A 23,209-nucleotide genomic window follows, 5' to 3' on the forward strand; every position below is an offset into this window, starting at 1 on the left:
ACTATGAATTAAAAGTCGACCAAATGAATGGAGACTCCGACCTTGTATCGAACAATGGAAGCGGGGTCTCTTTTTCATCAACCAAAAATCATAATGGAGTGTGAATGAAATGGCGAAGGTAGTCATTATCTCAGGAAGTCCAACCCCTACATCCCGATTACACGGGGTAATTGAAGTAGCGAAGAGCGAATTGGTGCAAGCAGGTCTTACAGTGGACTGGATCAAAGTACGCGATATACCTGCAGAAGACTTACTGTATGCCAAGTTTGACAGCGAAGCCATTGTGAGCGCGAACGCGCTTGTTGCTGCAGCAGATGCTGTTTTCGTTGCTACGCCAGTCTACAAAGCCTCCTATACCGGTGTGCTAAAAGCCTTCCTTGATCTGCTCCCGCAAAAAGGGCTGGAACGTAAAATTGTCCTCCCTCTAGCTGTAGGCGGCACGCTTTCTCACTTGCTCGCTATCGATTACGCGCTTAAACCGGTGCTGTCCGCATTGGGTGCACAGAACATCTTGCAAGGGGTGTATGTGCTTGATAAACAAGTGACTTGGGGCGATCAAGGACAAGCTATTCTAGATGATGAAATCTCAACTCGGTTGCACGAGTCCGTATCGGAGTTTATCCAAGAAATTAACTGGCATACCAGTCGCTAAATTGGCATAGAGATGACATAACCCGCCATTAGGATTCCTTTGCTGATGGCGGGTTTTGTGTGTCTGCATTTAGATAGATAGCTATTCAAGGAGGAGAAGCAATGGGATTATTTGATGGTTTAATGGGGAATGCCTCGGAGCTTAATCTGGCGGATGTGAATAAGGAATTTTCTCATGTGTTGGCAAGTTCAGAAACGATCGAAAAAGCGTATAAACTGATCCGTGATCTTTTTATTTTTACCAACAAAAGGCTAATATTAGTAGATAAACAGGGATTGTCGGGCAAGAAAATGGAGCTTCACTCGATTCCTTATAAAAGCATTACCCATTTCAGTATTGAGACAGCAGGTACATTTGATTTGGATGCTGAAATGAAGATATGGATCAGCAGCACCCATACGCCAATTGAAAAAAAGTTTAACAAAAGCTTAAACATTTACGAACTGCAGAGCGTACTAGCTGAGTATGTTTTGAAATAAAAGAAGTAACATTGTGCTTGAGCCGCCATTGGTAACTTTTACTGATGGTGGTTTTTTGTGCCGGGGAGAACGCTGCCGTGCTATACTGTACATATATTTATTTGGATAGGAGCGATTATGTTGTCAGAGAATTCATCTGGTTCCGTGCTGCTTGTTGACGGTATGGCCTTATTATTTCGCGGTTTTTACGCGACTTCATCGAGCGGTTACATTATGAGAACAGAAAACGGCGTGCCGATTAATGGCGTATACGGCTTTCTGAAATATTTACTTGATGCGATTCAAACCTTTAAGCCTTCCCATGTGGTGTGCTGCTGGGATATGGGGAGTAAAACGTTCCGCACAGAGAAATTTGAAGCGTACAAAGCGAATCGCGGACCTGCCCCGGAGGAGTTAATTCCACAGTTCGATTTGGTCAAAGAAGTGACTGCCAGCTTTAACATCCCGAATATTGGTGTTGTCGGTTATGAAGCAGATGACTGCATCGGAACACTGGCCCGTACATACAGCCCGCTGACGAAAGTTCAAATTTTAACCGGAGATCATGATATGCTCCAGCTTGTGAATGAGAGCACGGAAGTCATTATTATGAAAAAAGGGCATTCCAACTACATGGTTTACACGCTGGAAACGTTGATGGAAGAGAAAAGTCTGACGCCTGCGCAGATTATTGATCTGAAAGGTCTGACTGGCGACACGGCGGATAACTATCCAGGCGTCAAAGGCATCGGCGAGAAAACTGCAACCAAACTGCTGAACGAGTATCAGGATATCGGAGGCATTTTGGAAAATCTGGCGGCGCTGCCCAAAGGTGTTCGAGCCAAAATCGAAGCGGAGCTCGAAATGCTGCATTTGTCGCGGGACTTGGCAACGATTCGTCTGGATGCGCCTGTTGCTTGTGCGCTTGAGGATTGCGGATGGGCGATGGAGCGGGAGAAAGTGATCGCGAAGTTCGAGGAAATTGCGTACAAAGGATTAATTAAACTGATCGGTTAAGACATAGAGAAAGGAGGGTGCCACTTAAGTGGCCCCTCCTTTTTTGCGCTTCAACGTGCCGATGATCCTTATCGTTTTGGCGAGAAATGGGCAACTTGCTTCAGGATCTCATCAATTTGATCCAGCGTCTCAGGTGTTAGCTGAATGTCAACGGCTTTCACATTCTCTACGATCTGCTCAGGCTTCGTCGCCCCGATGAGAGCTGTGCTGACGCCAGGTTGACGGAGTACCCACGCCAGAGCTAGCTGAGCCAGGGAGATATCTTGTTTGCGGGCTACTTGCTCTAACTCTTGCACAACCAAGAGGACTTGTTCGTTCAAGTAGCTCGTAATGATGCTGTTGACGGAATTGTTTGCAGCTCGGCTATCCGCTGGAAGCGGCGCGCCTGGCTTATATTTGCCGGTTAGAATGCCTTGAGCAAGAGGAGAGAACACGACTTGTCCTAATCCTTTTTTGGCCGAGACAGGCAGGACTTCCCGTTCAATATAGCGCTCAAACATATTGTAGATCGGCTGATTCGAGATCAGAGGGCGCAAGTTCAACCGTTCAGCAATGCCTGCTGCTTCGGTAATTTGAGTACCCGTCCACTCGCTGACAGCGGAGTATAGAATCTTACCTTGCGCCGTCAGGTCATCCAAGGCGCGTAGTGTTTCTTCCAGCGGAGTTTGAGCGTCATATCGATGGCAGAAATACAAGTCGATATAGTCGACTCCTAAACGTTGTAAACTAGCTTCGCATTGCTCAAAAATATGTTTGCGTGAAAGCCCACGATCATTAGGACCTTCGCCCATCGGGAAGAAAACTTTCGTCGAAAGGACATAGGATGAGCGCTGATATGGCTTAAGAGCTGCTCCCATCGCTTTCTCACCTTCTCCTCGGTTGTAGGCATTGGCTGTATCGAAAAAATTGATACCGCTCTCAAATGCTTGTTCAATACAAGCATCGGCCGCTTTTTGTTCAGCGGCTGTACCGTAGGTAAGCCAACTTCCGAGAGCAATTTCACTTACTTTTAAACCGCTATTGCCAACGTTTCTATATTTCATCGTTATTCATCCTCTCGTTCTCTCAGTCTACTGCTTTACTGTCATTATAAGAGGGGGGATGAGGGCTGACAATGACGCACAATTTATTCACTTAGTTACATGGAGTTAAGTACCAGCCAATTGCCGGTATCGAAGGGGCGTTGTTTTGGTAATCTGCCGAAAGACACGGCCGAACTGAACTAAGGAGCCGAATCCGACCTGCTCAGCAACGACAATGACTTTCATTTTGGTCTCCATCAAGAGCCTCTGCGCTTCCTGGACACGAACGAGATTAATATATTCGATAAGTGAAAATCCAGTGATCTCCTTGAACATACGGCTTAAATAAGCGGGGCTGATTTCAAATCTTTCTGCAAGCTCTTCCAATCGCAAAGGTTCGGCGAAATGAATGTTAATGTAACGCACAATCGTCGATATTTTTCTATGCAGGGGAGAGACATGCTCAGGTGAAGTGACAGGATGCAGGCGTACGAAACGTGCAGTGAACAGCAGCAACTCGATCAGAAAATGACGCAGAGCGAAGGTTTGGCCGAGCTGAGGTTCTTTTGCTTCATGGATCATTTTGCCAAGGATGTCTTCGACAAATCGCCGGGTTGGGAGATCAAGCCTGAGCACAGGCGCAGCATGCGTGAAGGCATCAAGCAAGAAAGGAGCATCGGACTTCATGCTCTCTAGGAAGTTGTCGCTGAAATTCATCACAACACGCGCATGCCCAAGCTTATCGGAGTCGGAAGTGGCGTGAAGTTCACGCCGATTAATGAGCACTAAGTCTCCCGGAAGGATGAGATACGAGCGGTCCCGAATGAAATACATGCGTTCACCTTCATACAAATAATAGAGCTCATACATATCATGCATGTGCTGAGTTCTCTCGAACGATCCATTGCGATGAATATGCTGAATATAAAATGGGCCTTCATCTTCATTGCCGAAGGTGACGGTGCTGGGCATGAGAGCACTCCTTTAGTACGTATTGTTGTAAGGGAAGTATATCACAGTCCTAGTGAAAAATATGAATAGTTTTGCTTGAAAATAGGAATAGATGAAGAGAAAACGCTCCTAACTTGCGATATGATAAAGCTATATAGGAAAATAGCAAACGTTTGCAAAATAAGGGAGGAACACACAAAATGAAAGAGCTTATCGACGCAATCAAAACGGGAAATACATCGACGCTAGCAGCACCGGGCGTTAAAGTATATGCGGCATCTTTTACACAAATTGGGAATACTTCACTTGTTATGGTACGTACAGAGGCTGGAAAGCAGTTGCTTGCAGTTGGTGAGAGTGATTTGTACGATCAATTAAACGGAGAAGTTGTTGATGGCGCTAAAGTTGCTCCCTTAACACATGAGAATCGTTTGACACTAAATCAATTTTTGCCGTATACAGCCCCGCAAGCGTTTGGCACACAGGTTGCTACGATGGGTCTGGGTGATCGACTTGGTATTGCAAGCCCTGGACACATTCAAACGATTCGCGGCAGAGATATTCGTCCCGTGTTGGCACAGCAAAGTATTCGTGAGCTTGCGCTTACAGGCAGAACGTATGAAGATGTTTTGGATGCAGCTGCTTATGCCGTATTCCAAGAAGGCTACAAAGATGGTTATGGCGCAGATGGCGACCATTTGAAGAAGGAAGAAGATATCGAGTATGCTTTGCGTCTTGGCTTTACTATGTTGACGCTGGATTGCTCCGAAAATATTGATAATACGATCGAAACGTTGTCCGCACAGGAAGTAGCGGCGAAGTATGAGAAGTTGCCTGCGAGCTTGCGTGAGCACTATGAGAAACGTTACTTGGAAACACCTGCTGATGTTCCAGGTGCAGCACTTAACTACACGCGCGAAGCGCTCCAAAAAGATGTTCTGATCTACGACGCAGCGATTAATTTCATGGAAGCCATTTACCGCAAATATATCGCGACTCTGGATCGTGCTGTTGATTTTGAAATTTCTATTGATGAAACGGCTACACCTACATCACCAGAAGCCCATTATTTGGTAGCAAACGAGCTTCGTGATCGCGGGGTTTCCATTTTCAGCATGGCGCCACGCTTCTGCGGGGAATTCCAGAAAGGTATTGACTACATCGGTGATATCGCGCAATTTGAGCGTGAGCTAGCGAGCCATGCGGCGATTGCTGTGCATTTTGAATATAAGCTGAGCATTCATTCTGGTAGTGACAAATTCAGTGTATTCCCACTGATTGGACAATACACCAACGGTTTGTTCCACATCAAAACAGCGGGTACAAATTGGCTTGAAGCGGTACGTGTGGTGGCAAAAGTGAACCCTTCCCTGTATCGCCGCATGCACCAATTCGCTTTGGATCATTTCACAGAAGCGACAGCTTATTATCACGTGACGACGGACATCAATGCCATCGTTCCGCTTTCTGAAGTTGCGGATGCAGATCTGCCCAACTACATGGAAGAGAACAATGCACGCCAATTGCTGCACATCACATACGGCCTGTTGCTGCAGGCAAAAAATGCAGATGGCAGCAAGACGTTTGCTGACGAGTTCTTCCACACGATGGCAGAGCAGGAAGATGTATTCGCTGAAGGCTTACGTCATCATATCGGCAGACATTTGGAGCTGCTGGGTAAATAAAATCACAAAAGAGGCAATTCTCAAGCCGTTAATCTGCTTGAAGATTGCCTCTTTTTTTAAATCCTATTCTTGATTCGAAGGTTCATTCCGATTATCATCTGCGCCTGGGTAGTCCCGTTTGATGCCTTCATGCAGCTCATGATTTTCATAGGAAAACCGGTTTGGCGGGCGCTGATCTTTTCGCCATGGGGAGCTTTTTCCCAGCGATTCCGTGTTTAGGCTTGTGCCATAAGGACCTTCGGGAAATTCCTCAGGAATCAGGTCATTTCGCTGAGATTCGACTGTCTCCAAATCGGTGTATACATCTCGCTGTTCAGGTATGAAACCTTTTGTTTCGGTATATTTGTCTTTTGCGGTTTCTTCGACACTCATGGAAAATGCCTCCTCATCTGGGTTGCGCATGCTTTTTCCAGTGTCCCCCGCTGATCCATTAAATATCCGTGAAATGAATAGAGCCGATAATTTGCTGTAAAAATTCATTGAGTTCGAGTGCTTGTTCCTCATTGAGCTTGAACGCGTACTCCAGGTATCCCTCTTCCGCCAAATCATCGGGACCAATTACAGCACTGCGTCCTGATTGTAAATCAATGACTAGCTTTTTGCCGTAATAACGGGTGGTAGTCATTATCGCAAGGTCAAAACGGTGCAGCGCATTGCCGACGAAGCATACAAAACGCGTTGTCGTTTCTTCTTGATGATCGTATAAAAAGTCATAATCAGACATAAGGGCCCTCTTTTCATTCTGGTATGTGTTCCATTATAACCGAAATAGGCCTGTCAACAAAACATAGGTTGCGCCTATCTTACAAACATGGTATGATTTGGATATTAGAAAAAGGGAAGCACCTTTTCAGCCTAGCTGAAGAGGTGCTTTTTCGTTTTTCTTACCCTATTTTTCGTAACCATTTGGAGGAGGTAAGTATGAACATTGTTTTTTTGAACACATTGGAGAAAGAAACGGGGGATCATCAAATTTTATCGGCGCAGGTGTCGATTGCTGAGGAGCAGGGCGTGTGGAATGTGTTCTGGAACGAACCAGACAGCGCAGGCAAGCAGCAGCAAGCTCAGTGGTATCAGGGGATGAGCTGGGATGAGATGCTTAGCATCTTCCGTCATGGATTGCGAGAGAAGTTTCGCAACGGCTTCCGCCCTATTGTGAGTTCGGATCTGGAATCGGCGCAAGTGCTATCAGGCAAAGCGAGGATGACACAGATGCTGACCTATTACTGCGAAGAACATCCAAGCGATGAAGTGTATGAGCCTCTTCGTGCGTGGAGACGTGAACAAGCCGCGCGCGAGGGCAAAGCTCCTTATATTCTCGCTACGAATCGGGTGCTGCGCATGATTTCTGTCTTCCTGCCTCAGAGCAAGGAGGAGCTCCAGCAAATCCCTGGTTTCGGTGAGCAAAAAACCAATATGTATGCAGGGGATATCCTTAAGCTAACCGCAGAGCATACGCGAACGAATGGCTTTCCACTAGATTGGGTTGCCAGGAGTGTTGATATCGTCAAGTTCGAGGCATGGCTCCTCGCGCAGAAGGAGCAGAAGCTGCGTATGGAGCTTGATCGTGAGGTCAGCAAACGCAAGCTGCTGGAGATAGCTGCCCGCGGAGGCAGCTTGGCGGATCTTCAAGCTGACTTAACGATGCCGCGCAGAGAGCTCTTGCTGTGGGTAGAGGAATTGGATCGGGATGGCTACGATATGGATCTACTGGTGGAAGCAGAGTTGACTTCAGTCCCGGAGGAGGAACAGATCAAAGCTTGGAACGCATTCGAATCAGAAGGCGACCGCTATTTGAAGCCGGTTCTTCAACGTATGGGCGGCACAGAGGAGCTGAAAGGCAAAGAGCTCGACCACGCTTATGAGTGGCTTCGATTGCTTCGATTGCGTTTCCGCAAGGAGAAGGAGAGCATAAACACGGGGGTTGCAAGTTAACATTGACAGGGCTTAGGCAGATGTGATTAAATGGTCAATAATCTTAATAGCAATCAAAGCGATGACGAACTGGGGCGATGCCCTTAGTAGGAGTAATGCCGCTGCTGCAGAGAGTCGGTGGAAGGTGCAAACCGATGCAAGTATGGCTCCGAATTACCGTTCTGAGTTGGTTGAGGGAACATGCTCTTGTGTGAGCATCAGTAGCTTATACCCGGCAATCCTATGCCGTTACAATTACTAAGTGAAAGAGAAGGCTGCGAATGAGAGTCGCAGATCCTTCGCTTTAATTAGGGTGGTACCGCGAGACAACCGTCTCGTCCCTTTGTGGACGATTTGGTTGTCTTTTTGTTTTTTCTTGAACTATTTTTATAGCGATTAAGGAGGGATTGTAGGATGACGGGAAAAGAGTTAACCGATGCACAGAAGCAGGAAGTTCAGCGCCAACTGCAGATTATTAAACGAGGCGCGGCAGAAATCATACCGGAAGATGCCCTGAAACAGAAAATTACCCAGAGCATTGTGACAGGAAAACCATTGAAAGTGAAGCTGGGCCTGGATCCGTCAGCACCTGATATTCATATCGGGCATACCGTTGTTTTGCAAAAGCTTCGTCAATTTCAAGAGTTAGGCCATGAAGTTCAGCTAATCATCGGAGATTTCACAGGTCGGATCGGTGATCCAACAGGGAAGTCGGAAACGCGCAAACAGCTGACAGAAGAGGATGTTCAGCATAATGCTCAGACGTATCAGACACAGCTGTCCAAAATTTTGGATTTCAGCAAAACGACCTTTTACTACAATTCTAGTTGGCTTGGTGAACTGAAATTTGATGATGTGCTGAAGCTTGCGGGTAAGGTGACGGTTGCGAGGATGCTGGAGCGGGACGATTTCGCCAAAAGATACGCAGCGAACCAGTCGATTCATGTGCATGAATTTTTCTACCCGTTAATGCAGGGCTACGATTCCGTGTCGCTTGAGACCGATATTGAGCTAGGGGGTACAGATCAGACGTTTAATATTTTGATGGGACGTACACTGCAAAGCGCCTATGAGATGAAAGACGGGCAAGTGGCTATTCTGATGCCGCTGCTCGAAGGGCTGGACGGCACGCAGAAGATGAGCAAAAGCTTGAAAAATTACATCGGTATCGATGAAGTGCCGAATGAAATTTTCGGGAAAACGATGTCGATTCCAGATTCGCTTATGCTGAAATATTATGCGTTAACGACTGCGATCTCAGGTGAGAGCCTTCAGGAGTTGAGAGAGGGACTGGAGGCTGGCTCCATCCATCCGAGGGATGCCAAGATGAAGCTGGCCAAGGAATATGTTCGTATGTATCATGGTGCGGAAGCAGCCCAAGAGGCTGAGCAGCACTTTATTACGGTCTTTCAGAAGCGGGCGCTGCCAGATGATATCGAAGACATACAGATAAGCGGGGAACTGCTGGAAGCGGGCCCGATTTCCATCATTAAGCTGCTTGTTTCTATGGGGCTGCAAGCTTCCAATGGAGAGGCGAGACGCAGTATTGAACAAGGCGCAGTGAAAATCAATGAAACGAAGATCATGAATATCCATGAGTCTTTCCACCCGCAGGACGGCGATATTATTCAAATAGGGAAACGTAAATTCGTGAAGATCAAACGGGTTTAGCCAAAAAAGGGCTTCCTGATCAGCCGTTTCAGCTGCTTCAAGAAGCCCTTTCTTACATTAAAGCCATTCTTTTTTGCGGAATAAGATATACATCGCAATGCCTAGCACACCCATGAATGCTAAGACGAGCTCATCTCCGTGAGCGACATGGAGCCCTAGAATGTTATCAAAGTTCATCCCGAACACACCTGTAATGAACGTCAGCGGCATGAAAATGGTCGTCAGCGCGGTAAAAACACGCATGATATCATTCGCGCGGTTAGCCAGGCTGGACTGATAAGCTTCTCGTAAGTTCCCCATGAGATCGCGGAGCGTATCGAACGTATCCACAATTTTCACGGCATTCTCATAAATGTCGCCAAAATATTTCTGGAGCTGGTGATCGATCAGCCTAAGATCCTTTTTGCCGAGGGTACCGATGACATCGCGCTGCGGAACGAGCACTTTTTTGAGCCAGAGAATTTCCGAACGAAGTCCGATGATCTCATTCAAATGCGTCTTCTTGGTAGCTACCAGAATATCTTCTTCCAGCTTTTCAATCTTGGCCTCGATACGGTCACCAACCGCAACGTAATTATCGACGACAAGATCGACTAGATGGTATAGGAAACGATCGGCGCTGTTGACTTCCTCTTCCCATAGAAAGGGCTTCAAAGCGCGAAGTTCATTAATTTTTTGTCTAGTAACGGTAATAATGACATGCTTGCTAAGAAATAAATTAAGTCCACGAAGGAAAATTTCTTCATCATCAAAACGAATGCTATTAATTACGATAAAATAATGCGAATCATAAAATTCAATTTTAGGACGCTGTTCCTCTTCGCTCAAGCAGTCCTCCACGGCCAAATCATGTAGATGGAATAAAGGCTGAAGAAGTTCTAAATCCTCGATCCCTGCATCAATCCAATAAAAGCCTTTTTCTGGAGGTGTTAGTGCGACAGACACGTCATCGACCATTGTGAAAATGCCATTCTGAACCCACCGTGTTTTCATCTGATCCACCCCTTTGCATGGAATCAGCCGGTTACGTTCATCATGTGTGCGAGACTACGAATGATGGAATAACCGACTGCATTCCTACACTATAAAATTTACTAATCTTGCAGGTGCTACTCCTCGGTTCCCCGTCCAAACGTATGCCCCCCTTTTGCGTCCGTGTCGAATAATACTTGTCTAGTATAACCCTTCATATATCCCGTTTCAAGCCAAAAAGTTTGGCGAAACAAGTAGGAATGCGCTTTAGATACTTTATGGATTCAGGGCTTGTTCGGTGTCAAAAAAAAAGCGCCATGAGTTACATGGCGGCTTTCAAGATTTTGGCTTTCATTTCTGTATAAATGTCAATCAATTCAGAATTACCTTGGAGCAGTAGTTCTTCCTCATTCGCTGCACCGTAGATTCGACATAATAAGGCTGCGGCATCCTCTGCCTGTTGCATAGTTGGCTTCGATGTTTCAATTAGAGCGAAATATCGATTTAATGAAGCGAAAGCAGAAAAGTTATCCGAAGTTGGTGCGGACATAATAGACCCCCTTTGTTTGGTTAGATAATGTAATCAGTTTGATAGTTATTTAACCCTGTTTTGAGTTATTTAAACACCAAATAACGATACATTTCGTATCAATATTATCATAGTGGGACAGCCTTATGCAATTTCTTTATTTTTGGAGGTTGCAGAATCAGTTAACGTCTTGACTTTACCTCATTTTATAGTATGATGATTTTAATCGCATACGTTTCATTTTCTTATCAAGAGTAGGTGGAGGGACTAGCCCTATGACACCCGGCAACCGACAAACCTTTGCAAGCAAAGGGATGCACGGTGCTAATTCTTGCGGAAACGCTTTTCGAAAGCGAATCTGGGAGATAAGAGAAGGACATTGACAGTGACATTCCATGGCCTTTCTCTGATTCCAGAGAAGGTCATTTTTGCATTTCCATACACCCATAATAAACCATTGAAGAGGAGTGAACAGGATGCCGATCAAGATTCCTGACAACCTGCCTGCCAAAGAAATTTTAAACCAAGAGAACATCTTCACCATGGACGAATCTGTCGCGTATCACCAGGATATACGTCCACTTCGCATTGCTTTGCTGAATTTGATGCCAACCAAAGAAACGACCGAGACGCAATTACTGCGCTTGATCGGGAATACCCCGCTGCAGGTGGAATTCGTTCTTCTGCATCCGAAAACTCATACTTCTAAGAACACTTCCGTTGAACATCTGGAGTTGTTCTATAAAACTTTTGACGATATTAAGGAAGAAAAGCTGGATGGCATGATTATTACAGGCGCCCCAGTCGAACAGATGGAGTTTGAAGATGTGAATTACTGGGAGGAGTTGACGCAAATCCTGAATTGGAGCAAAGAAAACGTCACTTCGACCTTGCATATTTGCTGGGCAGCCCAAGCGGGCTTGTATCATCATTTCGGGGTTCGTAAATTTGCACTGGACAACAAAATATTCGGTGTATTCCCGCACACGGTAGAGGTGCCGAATACGAAGCTTCTTCGCGGCTTTGATGAAGTATTCCATGTGCCGCAATCGCGCCATACCGATGTTCGTCGTGATGACATTGAGCGATGTCCGGATCTGGAGATTTTATCCGAATCGGAGGAATCAGGTGTTTATATCGCGGCTACACGTGATGGAAAGCATATTTTCGTAACGGGCCATTCCGAGTATGATGCGAATTCATTGAAATGGGAGTATGATCGGGATGTGAGCAAGGGACTTCCTATTGAAATCCCAAAAAATTATTACCCGAACAATGATCCTAGCAGACAACCTTATAACACTTGGAGAGCCCACGCTAACCTGCTGTTCTCTAATTGGTTGAACTATTATGTGTACCAAGCAACGCCTTTTGAGCTTAACGCCAATATCAATGAAAGCCTGGCAAGTGCGCAACTGTAATTCGAACCCAAATCATGAGGAGGAACTCCCTTTGTTGAAAATCGAAAGTCGTCTCGCCCAAATTGGCTCCATCGAAGAACCTGTAACAGGAGCTGTCAGTTTCCCTGTTTATCAGGCTACTGCTTTCCGTCACCCGAAGCTCGGTCAAAGCACTGGTTTTGACTATGCGCGTACCAAAAGCCCAACTCGTAAAGTGCTTGAGGATGCGATCGCTCAATTGGAGTCCGGAGATGCTGGTTTCGCGTGTTCATCCGGGATGGCCGCGCTGCAAACGGTGTTTGCCTACTTTAGTCAAGGAGATCACTTGATTGTTTCCTTGGACCTATATGGCGGTACGTACCGTCTGCTTGAGAAAATCATGTCTCGCTTCGGTGTAACGGCTACGTATGTAGATACGAACGATTTGGATGGTTTGGAATCTGCTTACCGTTCGAATACCAAAGGGCTGATCATTGAGACGCCGACGAATCCACTCATGATGATCACAGATATCGAGCTTGTATGTACATGGGCCCGTAGGAAAGGTATTGTATCCATCGTCGACAATACGCTCTTAACTCCCTATTTACAGCGCCCTCTAGAGCTGGGTGCAGACGTCGTTGTTCACAGCGCTACTAAATATTTGGGCGGACACAACGACGTGCTTGCCGGTCTGATTGTGACCAAAGGCAAAGAGCTTTCTGAGCAAATGGCGTTCCTGCACAATTCGATTGGCGCCGTGCTTGGTCCTCAAGACAGTTGGCTGTTGATGAGAGGCATGAAGACGCTGGCACTTCGTATGGAGCGTCACGAGCAGAATGCAACAGCTGTTGCGAACTTCCTGCTGGAGCACCCGCTGATCAGCGATGTGTATTATCCGGCACTGGAGTCTCATCCAGGTCATGCCATTCAAAACAAGCAATCCAGCGGAAACACAGGGATTTTCTCCTTTAAAGTGAAAGACGCCAGACTGATTGAGCCAATTCTGCGTCACATCCAGCTTATCGCCTTCGCAGAGAGCTTAGGCGGCGTTGAATCGCTGATGACATACCCGGCTGTACAAACGCATGCCGATATTCCGCTTGAAATTCGTCAACAAATCGGCGTGGATGATCGCCTTCTGCGCTTCTCAGTTGGGATTGAGCATCAAGATGATCTCATTGCAGATTTAGCGAATGCGCTTAGCCTGGCACAAGCTGAATTAGAAGGAGAATCCCTGTAATGAGCCATTCACCGAACGATAAACGCAAGCCTCACGGCAAATTCGCTACAAAACTCATACATTTCGGCGCGGCGATTGATGAAGCGACAGGCGCTTCCAGCGTGCCTTTATATCAGGCATCAACGTTCCATCAAGCCGACTTAGAGGTTTCCCCGGAGTATGATTACACGCGCTCCGGCAACCCTACCCGTCAAGCTCTGGAAGACTACATTACAGTGCTTGAAGGAGGAACGCGCGGCTTCGCCTTTGCTTCCGGGATGGCCGCGATTTCCTCGGCTTTCATGCTCCTTTCACAAGGAGATCATGTTATCGTGACGGAAGACGTGTATGGCGGTACATATCGCTTGCTTACAACGATCATGAATCGGATGGGGGTCGAGTCAACCTTCGTCGATATGACGGATATGGCCCAAGTTCGTGCAGCGCTGCGTTCTAACACAAGAGCAGTGTTCCTTGAAACACCTTCGAATCCGACTCTCAAAATCACCGACATCGCCGAAGTAGCTGCTTTTGCCAAAGAGCATGATCTGCTGACGATGCTGGATAATACATTCATGACGCCTTACCATCAACGTCCAATTGAGCTGGGGATTGATATTGTGCTGCACAGCGCAACCAAATTCCTGGGGGGACACAGCGATGTCCTGGCTGGACTTGCCGTAGTTGCCAATGATAGCCTGGGGCGCAGAATGAAGCAGATTCAGAACGGATTAGGTAATGTTCTTGGCATTCAGGATTCATGGCTGCTCATCCGCGGAATGAAAACTTTGAAAGCCCGTATGGAAGTTTCAGAGAAAAGCGCTCAAAGATTGGCACAATGGCTATCTGAGCAGCCTGACATTGAGGTCGTGTATTACCCGGGTCTTCCGAACCATCCTCGCAGGGAGATTCATGAGAAACAATCCCTTGGCTACGGGGCCGTAGTTTCGTTTGATGTAGGCTCCGGCGAGAAAGCCAAAAAGATGCTGAGCAAAGTGCGTATACCGCTTGTAGCCGTTTCCCTTGGCGCTGTTGAAAGTATTTTGTCCTATCCGGCTATGATGTCTCATGCCGCGATGCCGAAGGAAGTTCGCCTGCAGCGAGGCATTACTGACGGTCTTGTCCGTTATTCGGTTGGTCTTGAAGACATCGAAGACATAATTGAAGATTTAGAGCAAGCGCTTCGCGGATAGAGAATCCGGAATTCCCAAAATAGTCATATTTGAAAAAGGTTCCTACTGATGAAAAGCAGCAATTTGCTGCTTTTTTGGCATGAATATGGTACGATGAATGGATACGAGCCATCAGAAATTAAAGGAGTGAAGAGCTGTGAAACCGATCGATCGTATTTTAAATAAAGCACAATCAGGCGGCCGAATTGATGTAGAAGAATGCATTACACTGTTCGAATCCGATCAAATAGAGAAAATTGGCGATACTGCTAATCAAATTATGAAAAAATGGCATCCGGACCCGATTACCACGTTTGTTATTGGCCGGAATATCAACTATACAAATATTTGTGATGTATACTGCAGATTCTGTGCGTTCTATCGTGCACCAGGTTCAGCAGAAGGGTATGTACTACCGGACGAAACCATTTTCCAAAAGATTCAAGAGACACTGGATGTGAATGGTACGGAGATTCTGATGCAGGGCGGTACCAATCCGAACTTGCCATTCAGCTATTACACGAACATTCTGCGTGAGATCAAGAAGCGTTTTGACATTACGATGCACTCTTTCTCACCAGCTGAAATTATGAAAATGAAAGACGTTTCAGACGGTTTGTCTCTAGAAGAGGTTGTTCGCCAATTGCATGAAGCTGGACTAGATTCCCTGCCTGGCGGCGGCGCTGAAATTTTGGATGACCGGACTAGACGCAAAATCAGCAAGCTCAAAGGCTCATGGCGCGACTGGATGGACGTGATGCAAACCGCTCACAAAATTGGTATGCATACAACGGGCACCATGGTTATCGGTTTCGGCGAGTCGATGGAAGAGCGCGCGCTCCACATGCTGCGTATCCGTGATGCACAAGACGATGTATTGATGCAGAAGCTTAATACGCCTGGTTTCCTTGCGTTCATTCCGTGGACGTTCCAGCCGGATAATACGAACATGAAGGCGGAGAAAGTAACACCTGAAGAATATTTGAAAACACTGGCGATTAGTCGGATTATGCTCGACAATGTACCGAACTTCCAATCTTCATGGGTAACCATGGGACCTGAAGTGGGTAAACAGACTCTGAGCTACGGCTGCAACGACTTCGGTTCTACGATGATTGAAGAAAACGTGGTATCCGCGGCGGGTACGACGCACAAGGTCAACGTGACCTCAACGCTGGACATCATTCGCCAAGCAGGCAAAATTCCTGCGCAGCGGAACACGAAATACCAAATTTTGCGTGTTTTCGATGACGTGAATGTGAAAATTGACAAAGATTTTGTCATGCAGAATTAATCTTTCTAGCTTAAATTAAGCAGCCTCCATCCCACTTGTATTGTGGGTTGGAGGCTTTTCTGCATGATTTACCGTGCTTCCTGCACGGGAGCTGTGTGGATGATCGTTTTGTTTTTACCGGTTTTCTTGGCTGTGTACAAGGATTGATCAGCGCCAGCGAAAAGCAGCTCTTTGGAGGTCCCTGGTAGGTACTCACTGAGTCCGATGGAGATGGTGACAGCTTGTCCATTCAGCTCTTCTTGTTTCATTTGGGAAATTTGCCACCGGATTCTTTCGAGTAAATCAAACACCACATCCGTGTTCTTCTCCGTGAAAATAATAGCGAACTCCTCGCCGCCGTATCTGGCCACAAAATCATTGAGACCTACATGAATTTTCAAGGCACTGCTTACATTTTTCAAGACAGCATCCCCAGCTCTATGGCCGTAAGTGTCATTGACTTTCTTGAAATTGTCGATGTCGAGCACAGCGATATGAATGCAGAAGTGACCTTGCGCGTTTTGCATAATGAGCTCATCCAAGTATTCATGGAAGGTAATGTGGTTGTATAGATCGGTTAGCGCATCTGTTTTGGAGAGCTTGTCCATGATTATATTTTTGATCAATAGTTCCTGTTTCAATTCTGTTGTTATTTGCAAATTGTTCAGGATTTCGACGCCGCGCTTGATAATTCCGAATGTAATCATCGAAATAATGCTCAGCACCGGCAATATCGTTAGGAGATCTACAAATGTATAATCGGCGAGCAAACGTAATTTTAGAGTAAAAAGAAGAAAGAAGGAGACTAGTGACAAGGCTATGGAATAAATAATTTTGGAGAATTGCAGGTAGAAAATGGAAACGAAAATCGGGAGTAAAAGGTAAAGGATGACGATATTTATTTCGTAATTGAAGTAGATTATCGTGAATGACAAGACCGCGCCACCGCTAATGATTTGGTAATCGAGCAGCTTCCTGGAAAATTTATTGGTCGTTTCTAGCACGAGAAGGATAAGTACCATGGTGAAGACGGAGATAATGAGATGCCCTGACAGGTGGGCTGCATCCCTTTTTACGGTGAAAGAGTAGAGAAGTTCGAAAGGAAGTTGAAGCATGACAAGGAACCAGTAGATGTTCAGCAATTTGCGGTTCCAAGCGTGTCTGTGCAGTTGGTATGCGTCTATTTGCATGGATACTCACTCCAATATGAGACTAAAGCACTATAATGATTATCATAGCATGAAAATTTGCGTGATTGGAATACCTTTACTTAAAGATTTGATAAAGAATACTGAAAGGAAATGGCAATTTGTTCGTTGTATATCTCCTACCTATCGACCATATACTCTTAAGAGGAGGATGTATTGATGGAAGGAGTGAGGGTATGGAGCTGTTTACTATTGTGATCATGAAGGTTGATGAGTCCTATGTACGTTCGCTAAGCGCTCAAATAGAACGTGAGCTGCATCTTTTACATATTGTTGAAAGTGGATGGACAATTGCATACGAATGGACAGAAACACATGCATATATCCGCCTTGAATCGAAGCTAACGGATGAGGAAGTTTCAGCAGTACAAGGCCAAATGAGGCCGAATCTCGCTGGTGTTTTAGCAGATCACATCATCGCGGATAAGGAATCCAGCATTTTGCGTAACCTGCTTATAAAAGAATTTAAATATGAAGCTAAGGAAGACCTAGAAGCTATTGAAGGCTACTGTAAACCAGCGGTTTATGCAGACACAGGGATGGAGGATTCTCCTGTTCTCACCAACAGCTTTGGCATTCAGCGACGCAGACAAGTATTAGTCGACCAGCTTATGCTGGCCTTAGAAGAAACTTCGAGGCTCAGCTTGGACGGCTTCCTCCATTTCCGCTTGCAAGATTACACGGACGAGCTGCGGGAAATAGCAGAATATGCGATAGACGAGTACATGATGGATCGTCAGTACCAGGAATTTATTTCACTTTTGCAATATTTTGTGTACATTCAAGAGGCCAAAATCCCGATTGTTCATCTCATCCACAAAGGTGGCCATGAGTTTGTTATTCTGAATGATCGCATGGAGCTCATTGATGCCAATGAATTTGATGCCTCTTTCAAGATGGAAATGTTGGAAAAGGACATTAATTTCGAAGATATGATCGTAAGCACGCTGATCACAGTATCTCCTGCAAATATCTATATTCACACAAGAGATGCTGATATGACGATAATTAAAACGATTAGGCAAATCTTCGAGGATCGCACTACGGTGTGCTCATACTGCCGGACATGCGACATTTATTTAGGGGAAGCGAAAAAACAAGATCAACTATCCCCTTGACCTTGAACGAAGAGCCAATTATAATAGTGATCGAAGGCGTTAATCAAAGACAAGAACTTTCTGCAAGAACTGCACAGAGAGAGGAGACTAGGCTGCAATCTCCTTCAGTGAAACAGTTAGTTTACCCCTTTGTAGCCGTGTTGTGGAATTCGGTCTGATTAGCAGGCTGTTAGTATTCAACACCGGAATCATTCCCGTTACCGAATGCTGATGAGGATTCGCCATGCTCTGAGTAGACATGAAGCGAATCGAACTAGGGTGGAACCACGAGCTGAGCGCACTCGTCCCTTATGGGATGCAGTGTGCTTTTTTGCGTTCAATCACATATACAGGAGGAACGAAGATGGTTGTACAAGTGAAATTACCAGATGGCGCAGTGAGAGAGTACGCAGTTGGAACGACCATTGAGCAAGTGGCGGAATCCATTTCTTCCGGACTGAAGAAAAATGCGGTAGGCGGGAAAGTGAACGGAAAATCAGTTGATTTGTCGTTCGAATTGGAAAATGATGCAGACGTTGAGATTTTGACACTCGACAGTGAAGCAGGTTTGGAAATGTATCGTCACAGTACGGCTCATTTAATGGCTCAGGCTATTAAACGCATTTATGGCGAAAAAACTGTAAAATTAGGAATCGGACCTGTCATTGAAGACGGATTCTACTACGACATCGATTTGGATACTCCGCTGAATCCAGAGGATTTGGTGAAAATCGAGAAGGAAATGGAACGCATCTCCAATGAGAACCTGGCGATTACTCGCCGCGTGGTCTCTCGTGAGGAAGCGATTCGCATCTTCACTGAGATGGAAGATTCGTACAAACTTGAATTAATCCGTGATTTGCCGGAAGATTCCGTGCTTACGATTTATGATCAAGGTGAATTCTTTGATCTATGCCGCGGGCCACATTTGCCATCTACTGGAAAGATTAAAGCTTTTAAACTGTTGAGCGTAGCAGGCGCTTACTGGCGCGGAGACGCGAAAAACAAAATGCTGCAGCGTATTTACGGAACTGCGTTCCCTAAAAAAGCGCAGCTGGATGAGCATTTACATTTGCTCGAAGAAGCAAAAAAACGTGACCACCGCAAGCTTGGTAAAGAGCTGAAAATGTTCGCTTTCTCCCGTGAAGTGGGACAAGGTTTACCGCTTTGGCTGCCAAACGGTGCCAAATTGAGACGCACTATGGAGCGCTACATTGTAGACCTAGAAGAGCGTTTAGGCTACCAGCACGTTTACACACCGGTTCTTGCCAACGTTGAGTTGTACAAAACTTCCGGTCACTGGGATCACTATAGCGAGGATATGTTCCCCAAAATGGTCATGGACAATGAAGAACTTGTCCTTCGTCCGATGAACTGCCCGCATCATATGATGGTCTACAAAACGGATATGCGCAGCTATCGTGATCTGCCAATTCGTATCGCAGAGCTTGGAACTATGCACCGTTACGAAATGTCAGGCGCATTAACGGGTCTGCACCGTGTTCGCGCAATGACATTGAATGATGCTCATATCTTCTGTCGTTTGGATCAAATCAAAGAAGAGTTTTCACGTGTAGTTAACTTGATCCGTCAAGTTTATGCTGATTTCGGCATTACGGACTACCGTTTCCGCCTTTCTTACCGTGATCCTAAGGACACTGAGAAGTATTTCCAAGATGATCAAATGTGGGAAACTTCCCAACGCATGTTGCGTGAGGTTGTAGAAGAGTTAGGACTTCCGTTCTACGAAGCTGAAGGGGAAGCAGCATTCTACGGGCCTAAGCTTGATGTTCAAATCAAAACAGCGCTTAAGAAAGAGGAGACTCTTTCCACAGCTCAAATTGATTTCTTGCTGCCTGAGCGCTTCCAGCTTGAGTATACAGGTGAAGATGGTCAGAAGCATCGTCCGGTTGTTATTCATAGAGGGATCATCTCGACTATGGAACGGATGACAGCTTTCCTGCTTGAAAACTTCGCAGGTGCACTGCCAACTTGGTTAATGCCGGTGCAAGCCAAAGTTATCCCAGTATCTCCTGCATTTGAGGAATTCTCAAATAAAGTGACTGAGCGCCTATTAGCTGCAGGTATTCGTGTCGAAGCGGATAACCGCAATGAAAAGCTGGGTTACAAGATTCGTGAAGCGCAGCTGGAGAAAATTCCATTCATGCTCGTTGTCGGGGAAAATGAAGTAACGAACGAAAGTCTATCTGTCCGCAAACGCGGTCAAGGGGACTTGGGTACTCATCCGATTGAACAAGTTATCGGCATGATCAATGAGGAAATCAGCAAAAAACTATAATCGCATACAAAGGAAGCAGAGAAGAGTCATTCTTCTCTGCTTTTTTTGTTTTCAAAATTAGGCATTTTGGTATGTATAAGGGAACGCAAAGGGGGCATTTTAATCTGTGAGTCTGCATATGGAGGTTTAATTCTGGAATGAACTGGACAACCTGCAATAGTAGGGGAGGTATCAAAACGATGTTTACTGCGTTATTTACTAAGCCCAAGTGGCTTGGAACCTGGATGATCATGAATGTTTTGATTGCGCTTTTCGGACAAGAAACAAGAAATACGGCAGAAACCGTAAGCCATATACAAGCGCCGCATCAAATGGATAACCCGAGTAATTCGGAACCTGTTTCTGTACCTGTAACACAAGATAGTAAGCAACAAATCAATTATCGCTACGTGCCTAAACTGGACTCGGATCTGTCCAAGCTTAAGGCGGTTGAAGTGACGGCTACTGGGTATTATGCAGGTAAAGAATCCACGGGGAAAACGCCGGGTCATCCTGAGTACGGGATTACTTTCTCCGGGATCAAAGTAAAGCGAGACGACAAAGCCTTATCGACCATCGCTGCAGACACGAAGGTTTTTCCACTCGGCACGGTTTTGTTTATCCCGGGATATGGTTACGGGGTAGTTGCTGATACAGGAAGCGCGATTAAAGGGAAGAAAATCGACTTGTATTTTGACACGAAAGATCAGGTCTACAAAGAATGGGGCAAAAAAACCGTTAAAGTATTTATCGTCAAGCAGGGCAATGGCAAGGTGACTGAGCTCATATGGAATCAATTAAAGGATGAGATCATAGCTCCTACCAAATCGTTATAAAATTTGTTCTGGCTAAATTTTTCATCATAAAAAATCCTGTTTGGGAAATCATAAACATACAGGAGGTGATTGAACATGGCTAAGAACAAAAACAACAAGAAAGCAGCACAAGACGTAGAGTTCGCTACGGAAACTGCGGTACCTAACAAGCAGCAACAAACGAACACACAAAACCAAAACAAATAACGAATAACCATAACCATAGCAATGAATGAAAAGCAGGGGCCTGAAAGGGTCTCTGCTTTTTTATTTCTTTTCATAGTCGCCTATTTTCGATATAATGTAGCAAAATCTAACATTTGCCCTTCTGGGAGGAGTGCCAATTGCTTATGCAGGCAGAGACGAAACTGAAAGCTTGGATGTATGCTCTTATTCTCATCGGTATTGCCGTAAGTGTAGTTGCTTTATTCTCAACATCTATTTGGTACACGGCTGCAGGGTTGGCTGTTTTTTTGTTTCTAGGGATATTGACCATTGCAATGAGTAAAGGATCAAGCGATTCACACCATTCAGAAAAAGCGCAGCAGGAGCAGTTCCGGACGTTTATACAGGAATCGCAAGTAGTTGCGGACCGTTTGGCAGCAGCGGTGGAAGAAGTGAATCGTTCTATTAGCCAACTGCTGCATATTGCTGATGCTTCCATTCAAGAGGAAGAGCACTTGAAAGCTCGCAGCGATCAAGCGGTTGGACAACTGCAAGAAGCCTTCGCAGCGATTCAGCAGGTGGCGGCAGCAGCCGACCATATTTTAGATTCGTCCTTACATATGCACAAAGAGAGCGAACAGACCAAAGATACGGTTGTGGATGTGTGCCGCTCGCTGAATGCGACAGACGAAGTCATGAGTGATCTACATATTAATAATGATACGATGCAGCGCAAGATTCAGGATCTTACCAGCCATACTTCCAAAATCGAAGAAATCAATACGTTCATTGCTGAAGTGGTCTCTCAAACGTCATTGCTTGCCCTTAATGCTTCCATTGAGGCTGCTAGAGCGGGTGAGCAGGGGCGCGGGTTTTCGGTTGTCGCGCAGGAGATCAAGAAGCTGGCTGCACAAAGCCATGATGCGGTGACCAAATCCTCGGAAATTTTGACCTCGATTGAGAGTGGCGTTGCGCAAGTTGTAACAGCCGTTGCAGAAGAAAAGAAATCAGTTGCCCTAGGTATTAGCGAAATGAAAGTGATGAAAGAAAAGATCGATACGATTTTCTCTCTAATCCTGAATGTGAACAATCTCGTCGCAAGTACGACAAGCTCAACCAAGACGCAGTCCACCCTAGTAACAGGCACGAGGTCCTCGCTCGGACAAGTGGTAGATCTGATGAACGAAACCATGGACAGTGTGGAGAATACGCTTTTGCAAATGAAAAAGCAGCGCCAAGAAGTTTCGATGTTGCAGCACATCAACCATAATCTTGATCGCTCCTCAACAGAGCTTATCCAAGCCATTCAAGCGGTTGGTTTGCAAAATACAAAGGGGACTACAAACGTCAATATCCAAGAGATGAAGCAGTTGCTCAGCTCCCTTGTACTCAAACCTGACATCACATCCCTCGTGGATGCGAGTCATGCCGCTCAATTAAGCGCAGTTTTGAAGAAAACGGATGGTATTGAAGCTATCTGGTCGAACCGGGCAGACGGGACCTTCATCTTTTCACTGCCAGAAGCTGGTCTAGTAAGTGGGAAGGGGAGACAGTGGTGGAAGCGGGCGATGGCTGGTGAACTCTTCATTTCGGAGGAGTACGTGTCAGCTATTACGAAAAAACCGTGTATTACCTTATCAAAAGCAATAATAAGTGACACGGGAGTCCCTGTTGGTGTTGTAGGAATCGATCTAATATTGAAATAATGGTTCTCAAAACCATTGTTTTA

At 45.7% G+C, this 23,209-nt stretch carries 21 protein-coding genes, 1 riboswitch and 1 other annotated feature; of the genes, 14 read left to right on the forward strand and 7 right to left on the reverse strand.

Annotated elements, in window-relative coordinates; all coding sequences use genetic code 11:
• Window positions 1–109 precede the first annotated feature (109 nt).
• From ssuE to GQF01_RS21775, 3 genes are all read left to right on the forward strand, one after another.
• Window positions 110–652, forward strand: coding sequence for an NADPH-dependent FMN reductase (gene ssuE / locus GQF01_RS21765; protein ID WP_161408786.1), 543 nt, complete (start codon window positions 110–112; stop codon window positions 650–652).
• A gap of 101 nt (window positions 653–753) precedes the next feature.
• Window positions 754–1,131 carry a PH domain-containing protein gene (locus GQF01_RS21770; RefSeq protein WP_161408787.1) on the forward strand — a complete coding sequence of 126 codons (378 nt, stop codon included), beginning with the start codon at window positions 754–756 and terminating at the stop codon, window positions 1,129–1,131.
• 117 nt (window positions 1,132–1,248) lie between these two features.
• A complete protein-coding gene (locus GQF01_RS21775; RefSeq protein WP_161408788.1) occupies window positions 1,249–2,127 on the forward strand; it encodes a 5'-3' exonuclease in 879 nt (292 codons plus the stop codon).
• A gap of 68 nt (window positions 2,128–2,195) precedes the next feature.
• Here the strand turns inward: GQF01_RS21775 and GQF01_RS21780 are convergent, their stop codons facing one another.
• The gene (locus GQF01_RS21780; RefSeq protein WP_161408789.1) at window positions 2,196–3,170 is read right to left on the reverse strand and encodes an aldo/keto reductase family protein; all 975 of its coding nucleotides are present in this window, start codon (window positions 3,168–3,170) and stop codon (window positions 2,196–2,198) included.
• A 105-nt stretch (window positions 3,171–3,275) separates the two neighbouring features.
• Window positions 3,276–4,121, reverse strand: coding sequence for an AraC family transcriptional regulator (locus GQF01_RS21785; RefSeq protein ID WP_161408790.1), 846 nt, complete (start codon window positions 4,119–4,121; stop codon window positions 3,276–3,278).
• A 179-nt stretch (window positions 4,122–4,300) separates the two neighbouring features.
• Here GQF01_RS21785 and GQF01_RS21790 point away from each other — a divergent pair, with 179 nt between their 5' ends.
• Window positions 4,301–5,785, forward strand: coding sequence for a tagaturonate epimerase family protein (locus GQF01_RS21790; protein WP_161408791.1), 1,485 nt, complete (start codon window positions 4,301–4,303; stop codon window positions 5,783–5,785).
• 63 nt (window positions 5,786–5,848) lie between these two features.
• Here GQF01_RS21790 and GQF01_RS21795 read toward each other — a convergent pair whose 3' ends face one another.
• Together GQF01_RS21795 and GQF01_RS21800 are read right to left on the reverse strand one after the other, a co-directional pair.
• Window positions 5,849–6,157, reverse strand: a complete 309-nt coding sequence (locus tag GQF01_RS21795) for a hypothetical protein (protein WP_202556588.1) — start codon at window positions 6,155–6,157, stop codon at window positions 5,849–5,851.
• A gap of 58 nt (window positions 6,158–6,215) precedes the next feature.
• Window positions 6,216–6,509, reverse strand: coding sequence for a DUF3055 domain-containing protein (locus GQF01_RS21800; RefSeq protein WP_145659979.1), 294 nt, complete (start codon window positions 6,507–6,509; stop codon window positions 6,216–6,218).
• A 197-nt stretch (window positions 6,510–6,706) separates the two neighbouring features.
• On the opposite strand from GQF01_RS21800, the gene GQF01_RS21805 reads away from it, so the two are divergent.
• Together GQF01_RS21805 and tyrS are read left to right on the forward strand one after the other, a co-directional pair.
• Complete coding sequence (locus GQF01_RS21805) at window positions 6,707–7,720, forward strand: HRDC domain-containing protein (protein ID WP_161408792.1); 1,014 nt, start codon at window positions 6,707–6,709, stop codon at window positions 7,718–7,720.
• 52 nt (window positions 7,721–7,772) lie between these two features.
• Window positions 7,773–8,045: a binding site (T-box leader), on the forward strand.
• 68 nt (window positions 8,046–8,113) lie between these two features.
• Window positions 8,114–9,370, forward strand: a complete 1,257-nt coding sequence (gene tyrS, locus GQF01_RS21810; RefSeq protein ID WP_161408793.1) for a tyrosine--tRNA ligase — start codon at window positions 8,114–8,116, stop codon at window positions 9,368–9,370.
• A 57-nt stretch (window positions 9,371–9,427) separates the two neighbouring features.
• On the opposite strand, the gene corA is transcribed toward tyrS, so the two are convergent.
• Together corA and GQF01_RS21820 are read right to left on the reverse strand one after the other, a co-directional pair.
• The gene (gene corA, locus GQF01_RS21815) at window positions 9,428–10,363 is read right to left on the reverse strand and encodes a magnesium/cobalt transporter CorA (protein ID WP_161408794.1); all 936 of its coding nucleotides are present in this window, start codon (window positions 10,361–10,363) and stop codon (window positions 9,428–9,430) included.
• A gap of 301 nt (window positions 10,364–10,664) precedes the next feature.
• Window positions 10,665–10,892 carry a hypothetical protein gene (locus GQF01_RS21820; RefSeq protein WP_161408795.1) on the reverse strand — a complete coding sequence of 76 codons (228 nt, stop codon included), beginning with the start codon at window positions 10,890–10,892 and terminating at the stop codon, window positions 10,665–10,667.
• Between the two features lie 221 nt (window positions 10,893–11,113).
• Window positions 11,114–11,243, forward strand: a riboswitch (SAM riboswitch).
• A gap of 104 nt (window positions 11,244–11,347) precedes the next feature.
• On the opposite strand from GQF01_RS21820, the gene metA reads away from it, so the two are divergent.
• The 4 genes from metA (at window position 11,348) to mqnC (ending at window position 15,938) form a co-directional block, all read left to right on the forward strand.
• The gene (metA, locus tag GQF01_RS21825) at window positions 11,348–12,292 is read left to right on the forward strand and encodes a homoserine O-acetyltransferase MetA (RefSeq protein WP_161408796.1); all 945 of its coding nucleotides are present in this window, start codon (window positions 11,348–11,350) and stop codon (window positions 12,290–12,292) included.
• A 34-nt stretch (window positions 12,293–12,326) separates the two neighbouring features.
• Window positions 12,327–13,493: an aminotransferase class I/II-fold pyridoxal phosphate-dependent enzyme gene (locus tag GQF01_RS21830; RefSeq protein ID WP_328803538.1), complete on the forward strand. Its 1,167-nt coding sequence runs from the start codon at window positions 12,327–12,329 to the stop codon at window positions 13,491–13,493.
• Window positions 13,493–14,665 (forward strand): trans-sulfuration enzyme family protein, encoded by a 1,173-nt coding sequence (locus GQF01_RS21835; protein WP_161408798.1) that lies wholly within the window; start codon window positions 13,493–13,495, stop codon window positions 14,663–14,665. Before GQF01_RS21830 ends, GQF01_RS21835 begins: the two co-directional genes overlap by 1 nt.
• 136 nt (window positions 14,666–14,801) lie before the next feature.
• Complete coding sequence (mqnC, locus tag GQF01_RS21840; protein ID WP_145659965.1) at window positions 14,802–15,938, forward strand: cyclic dehypoxanthinyl futalosine synthase; 1,137 nt, start codon at window positions 14,802–14,804, stop codon at window positions 15,936–15,938.
• Window positions 15,939–16,006: 68 nt separating this feature from the next.
• Here mqnC and GQF01_RS21845 read toward each other — a convergent pair whose 3' ends face one another.
• Window positions 16,007–17,107 carry a GGDEF domain-containing protein gene (locus tag GQF01_RS21845; RefSeq protein ID WP_161408799.1) on the reverse strand — a complete coding sequence of 367 codons (1,101 nt, stop codon included), beginning with the start codon at window positions 17,105–17,107 and terminating at the stop codon, window positions 16,007–16,009.
• A gap of 194 nt (window positions 17,108–17,301) precedes the next feature.
• Here GQF01_RS21845 and ytxC point away from each other — a divergent pair, with 194 nt between their 5' ends.
• From ytxC to GQF01_RS21865, 4 genes are all read left to right on the forward strand, one after another.
• Window positions 17,302–18,243 (forward strand): putative sporulation protein YtxC, encoded by a 942-nt coding sequence (ytxC, locus tag GQF01_RS21850; protein WP_235960145.1) that lies wholly within the window; start codon window positions 17,302–17,304, stop codon window positions 18,241–18,243.
• Between the two features lie 343 nt (window positions 18,244–18,586).
• Window positions 18,587–20,521: a threonine--tRNA ligase gene (thrS, locus tag GQF01_RS21855; protein ID WP_161409888.1), complete on the forward strand. Its 1,935-nt coding sequence runs from the start codon at window positions 18,587–18,589 to the stop codon at window positions 20,519–20,521.
• Between the two features lie 179 nt (window positions 20,522–20,700).
• The gene (locus tag GQF01_RS21860) at window positions 20,701–21,336 is read left to right on the forward strand and encodes a 3D domain-containing protein (protein WP_202556590.1); all 636 of its coding nucleotides are present in this window, start codon (window positions 20,701–20,703) and stop codon (window positions 21,334–21,336) included.
• Between the two features lie 329 nt (window positions 21,337–21,665).
• Window positions 21,666–23,186: a methyl-accepting chemotaxis protein gene (locus GQF01_RS21865; protein ID WP_235960361.1), complete on the forward strand. Its 1,521-nt coding sequence runs from the start codon at window positions 21,666–21,668 to the stop codon at window positions 23,184–23,186.
• The last annotated feature ends 23 nt before the right edge of the window (window positions 23,187–23,209 follow it).

This window comes from Paenibacillus silvestris, assembly GCF_009882985.1.
Taxonomy (GTDB): Bacteria; Bacillota; Bacilli; order Paenibacillales; family NBRC-103111; genus Paenibacillus_E; species Paenibacillus_E silvestris.

Excerpts from the sequence above, each read along its gene's own strand:
- ssuE (WP_161408786.1), top strand. The coding sequence starts at position 110 with ATGGCGAAGGTAGTCATTATCTCAGGAAGTCCAACCCCTACATCCCGA.
- GQF01_RS21795 (WP_202556588.1), bottom strand. The coding sequence starts at position 6,157 with ATGAGTGTCGAAGAAACCGCAAAAGACAAATATACCGAAACAAAAGGT.
- GQF01_RS21800 (WP_145659979.1), bottom strand. The coding sequence starts at position 6,509 with ATGTCTGATTATGACTTTTTATACGATCATCAAGAAGAAACGACAACG.
- GQF01_RS21845 (WP_161408799.1), bottom strand. The coding sequence starts at position 17,107 with ATGCAAATAGACGCATACCAACTGCACAGACACGCTTGGAACCGCAAA.
- GQF01_RS21865 (WP_235960361.1), top strand. The coding sequence starts at position 21,666 with ATGCAGGCAGAGACGAAACTGAAAGCTTGGATGTATGCTCTTATTCTC.
- thrS (WP_161409888.1), top strand. The coding sequence starts at position 18,587 with ATGGTTGTACAAGTGAAATTACCAGATGGCGCAGTGAGAGAGTACGCA.
- tyrS (WP_161408793.1), top strand. The coding sequence starts at position 8,114 with ATGACGGGAAAAGAGTTAACCGATGCACAGAAGCAGGAAGTTCAGCGC.
- GQF01_RS21780 (WP_161408789.1), bottom strand. The coding sequence starts at position 3,170 with ATGAAATATAGAAACGTTGGCAATAGCGGTTTAAAAGTAAGTGAAATT.
- GQF01_RS21770 (WP_161408787.1), top strand. The coding sequence starts at position 754 with ATGGGATTATTTGATGGTTTAATGGGGAATGCCTCGGAGCTTAATCTG.
- GQF01_RS21790 (WP_161408791.1), top strand. The coding sequence starts at position 4,301 with ATGAAAGAGCTTATCGACGCAATCAAAACGGGAAATACATCGACGCTA.
- GQF01_RS21805 (WP_161408792.1), top strand. The coding sequence starts at position 6,707 with ATGAACATTGTTTTTTTGAACACATTGGAGAAAGAAACGGGGGATCAT.
- GQF01_RS21835 (WP_161408798.1), top strand. The coding sequence starts at position 13,493 with ATGAGCCATTCACCGAACGATAAACGCAAGCCTCACGGCAAATTCGCT.
- GQF01_RS21820 (WP_161408795.1), bottom strand. The coding sequence starts at position 10,892 with ATGTCCGCACCAACTTCGGATAACTTTTCTGCTTTCGCTTCATTAAAT.
- ytxC (WP_235960145.1), top strand. The coding sequence starts at position 17,302 with ATGGAGCTGTTTACTATTGTGATCATGAAGGTTGATGAGTCCTATGTA.
- GQF01_RS21785 (WP_161408790.1), bottom strand. The coding sequence starts at position 4,121 with ATGCCCAGCACCGTCACCTTCGGCAATGAAGATGAAGGCCCATTTTAT.
- metA (WP_161408796.1), top strand. The coding sequence starts at position 11,348 with ATGCCGATCAAGATTCCTGACAACCTGCCTGCCAAAGAAATTTTAAAC.
- GQF01_RS21775 (WP_161408788.1), top strand. The coding sequence starts at position 1,249 with ATGTTGTCAGAGAATTCATCTGGTTCCGTGCTGCTTGTTGACGGTATG.
- GQF01_RS21860 (WP_202556590.1), top strand. The coding sequence starts at position 20,701 with ATGTTTACTGCGTTATTTACTAAGCCCAAGTGGCTTGGAACCTGGATG.
- corA (WP_161408794.1), bottom strand. The coding sequence starts at position 10,363 with ATGAAAACACGGTGGGTTCAGAATGGCATTTTCACAATGGTCGATGAC.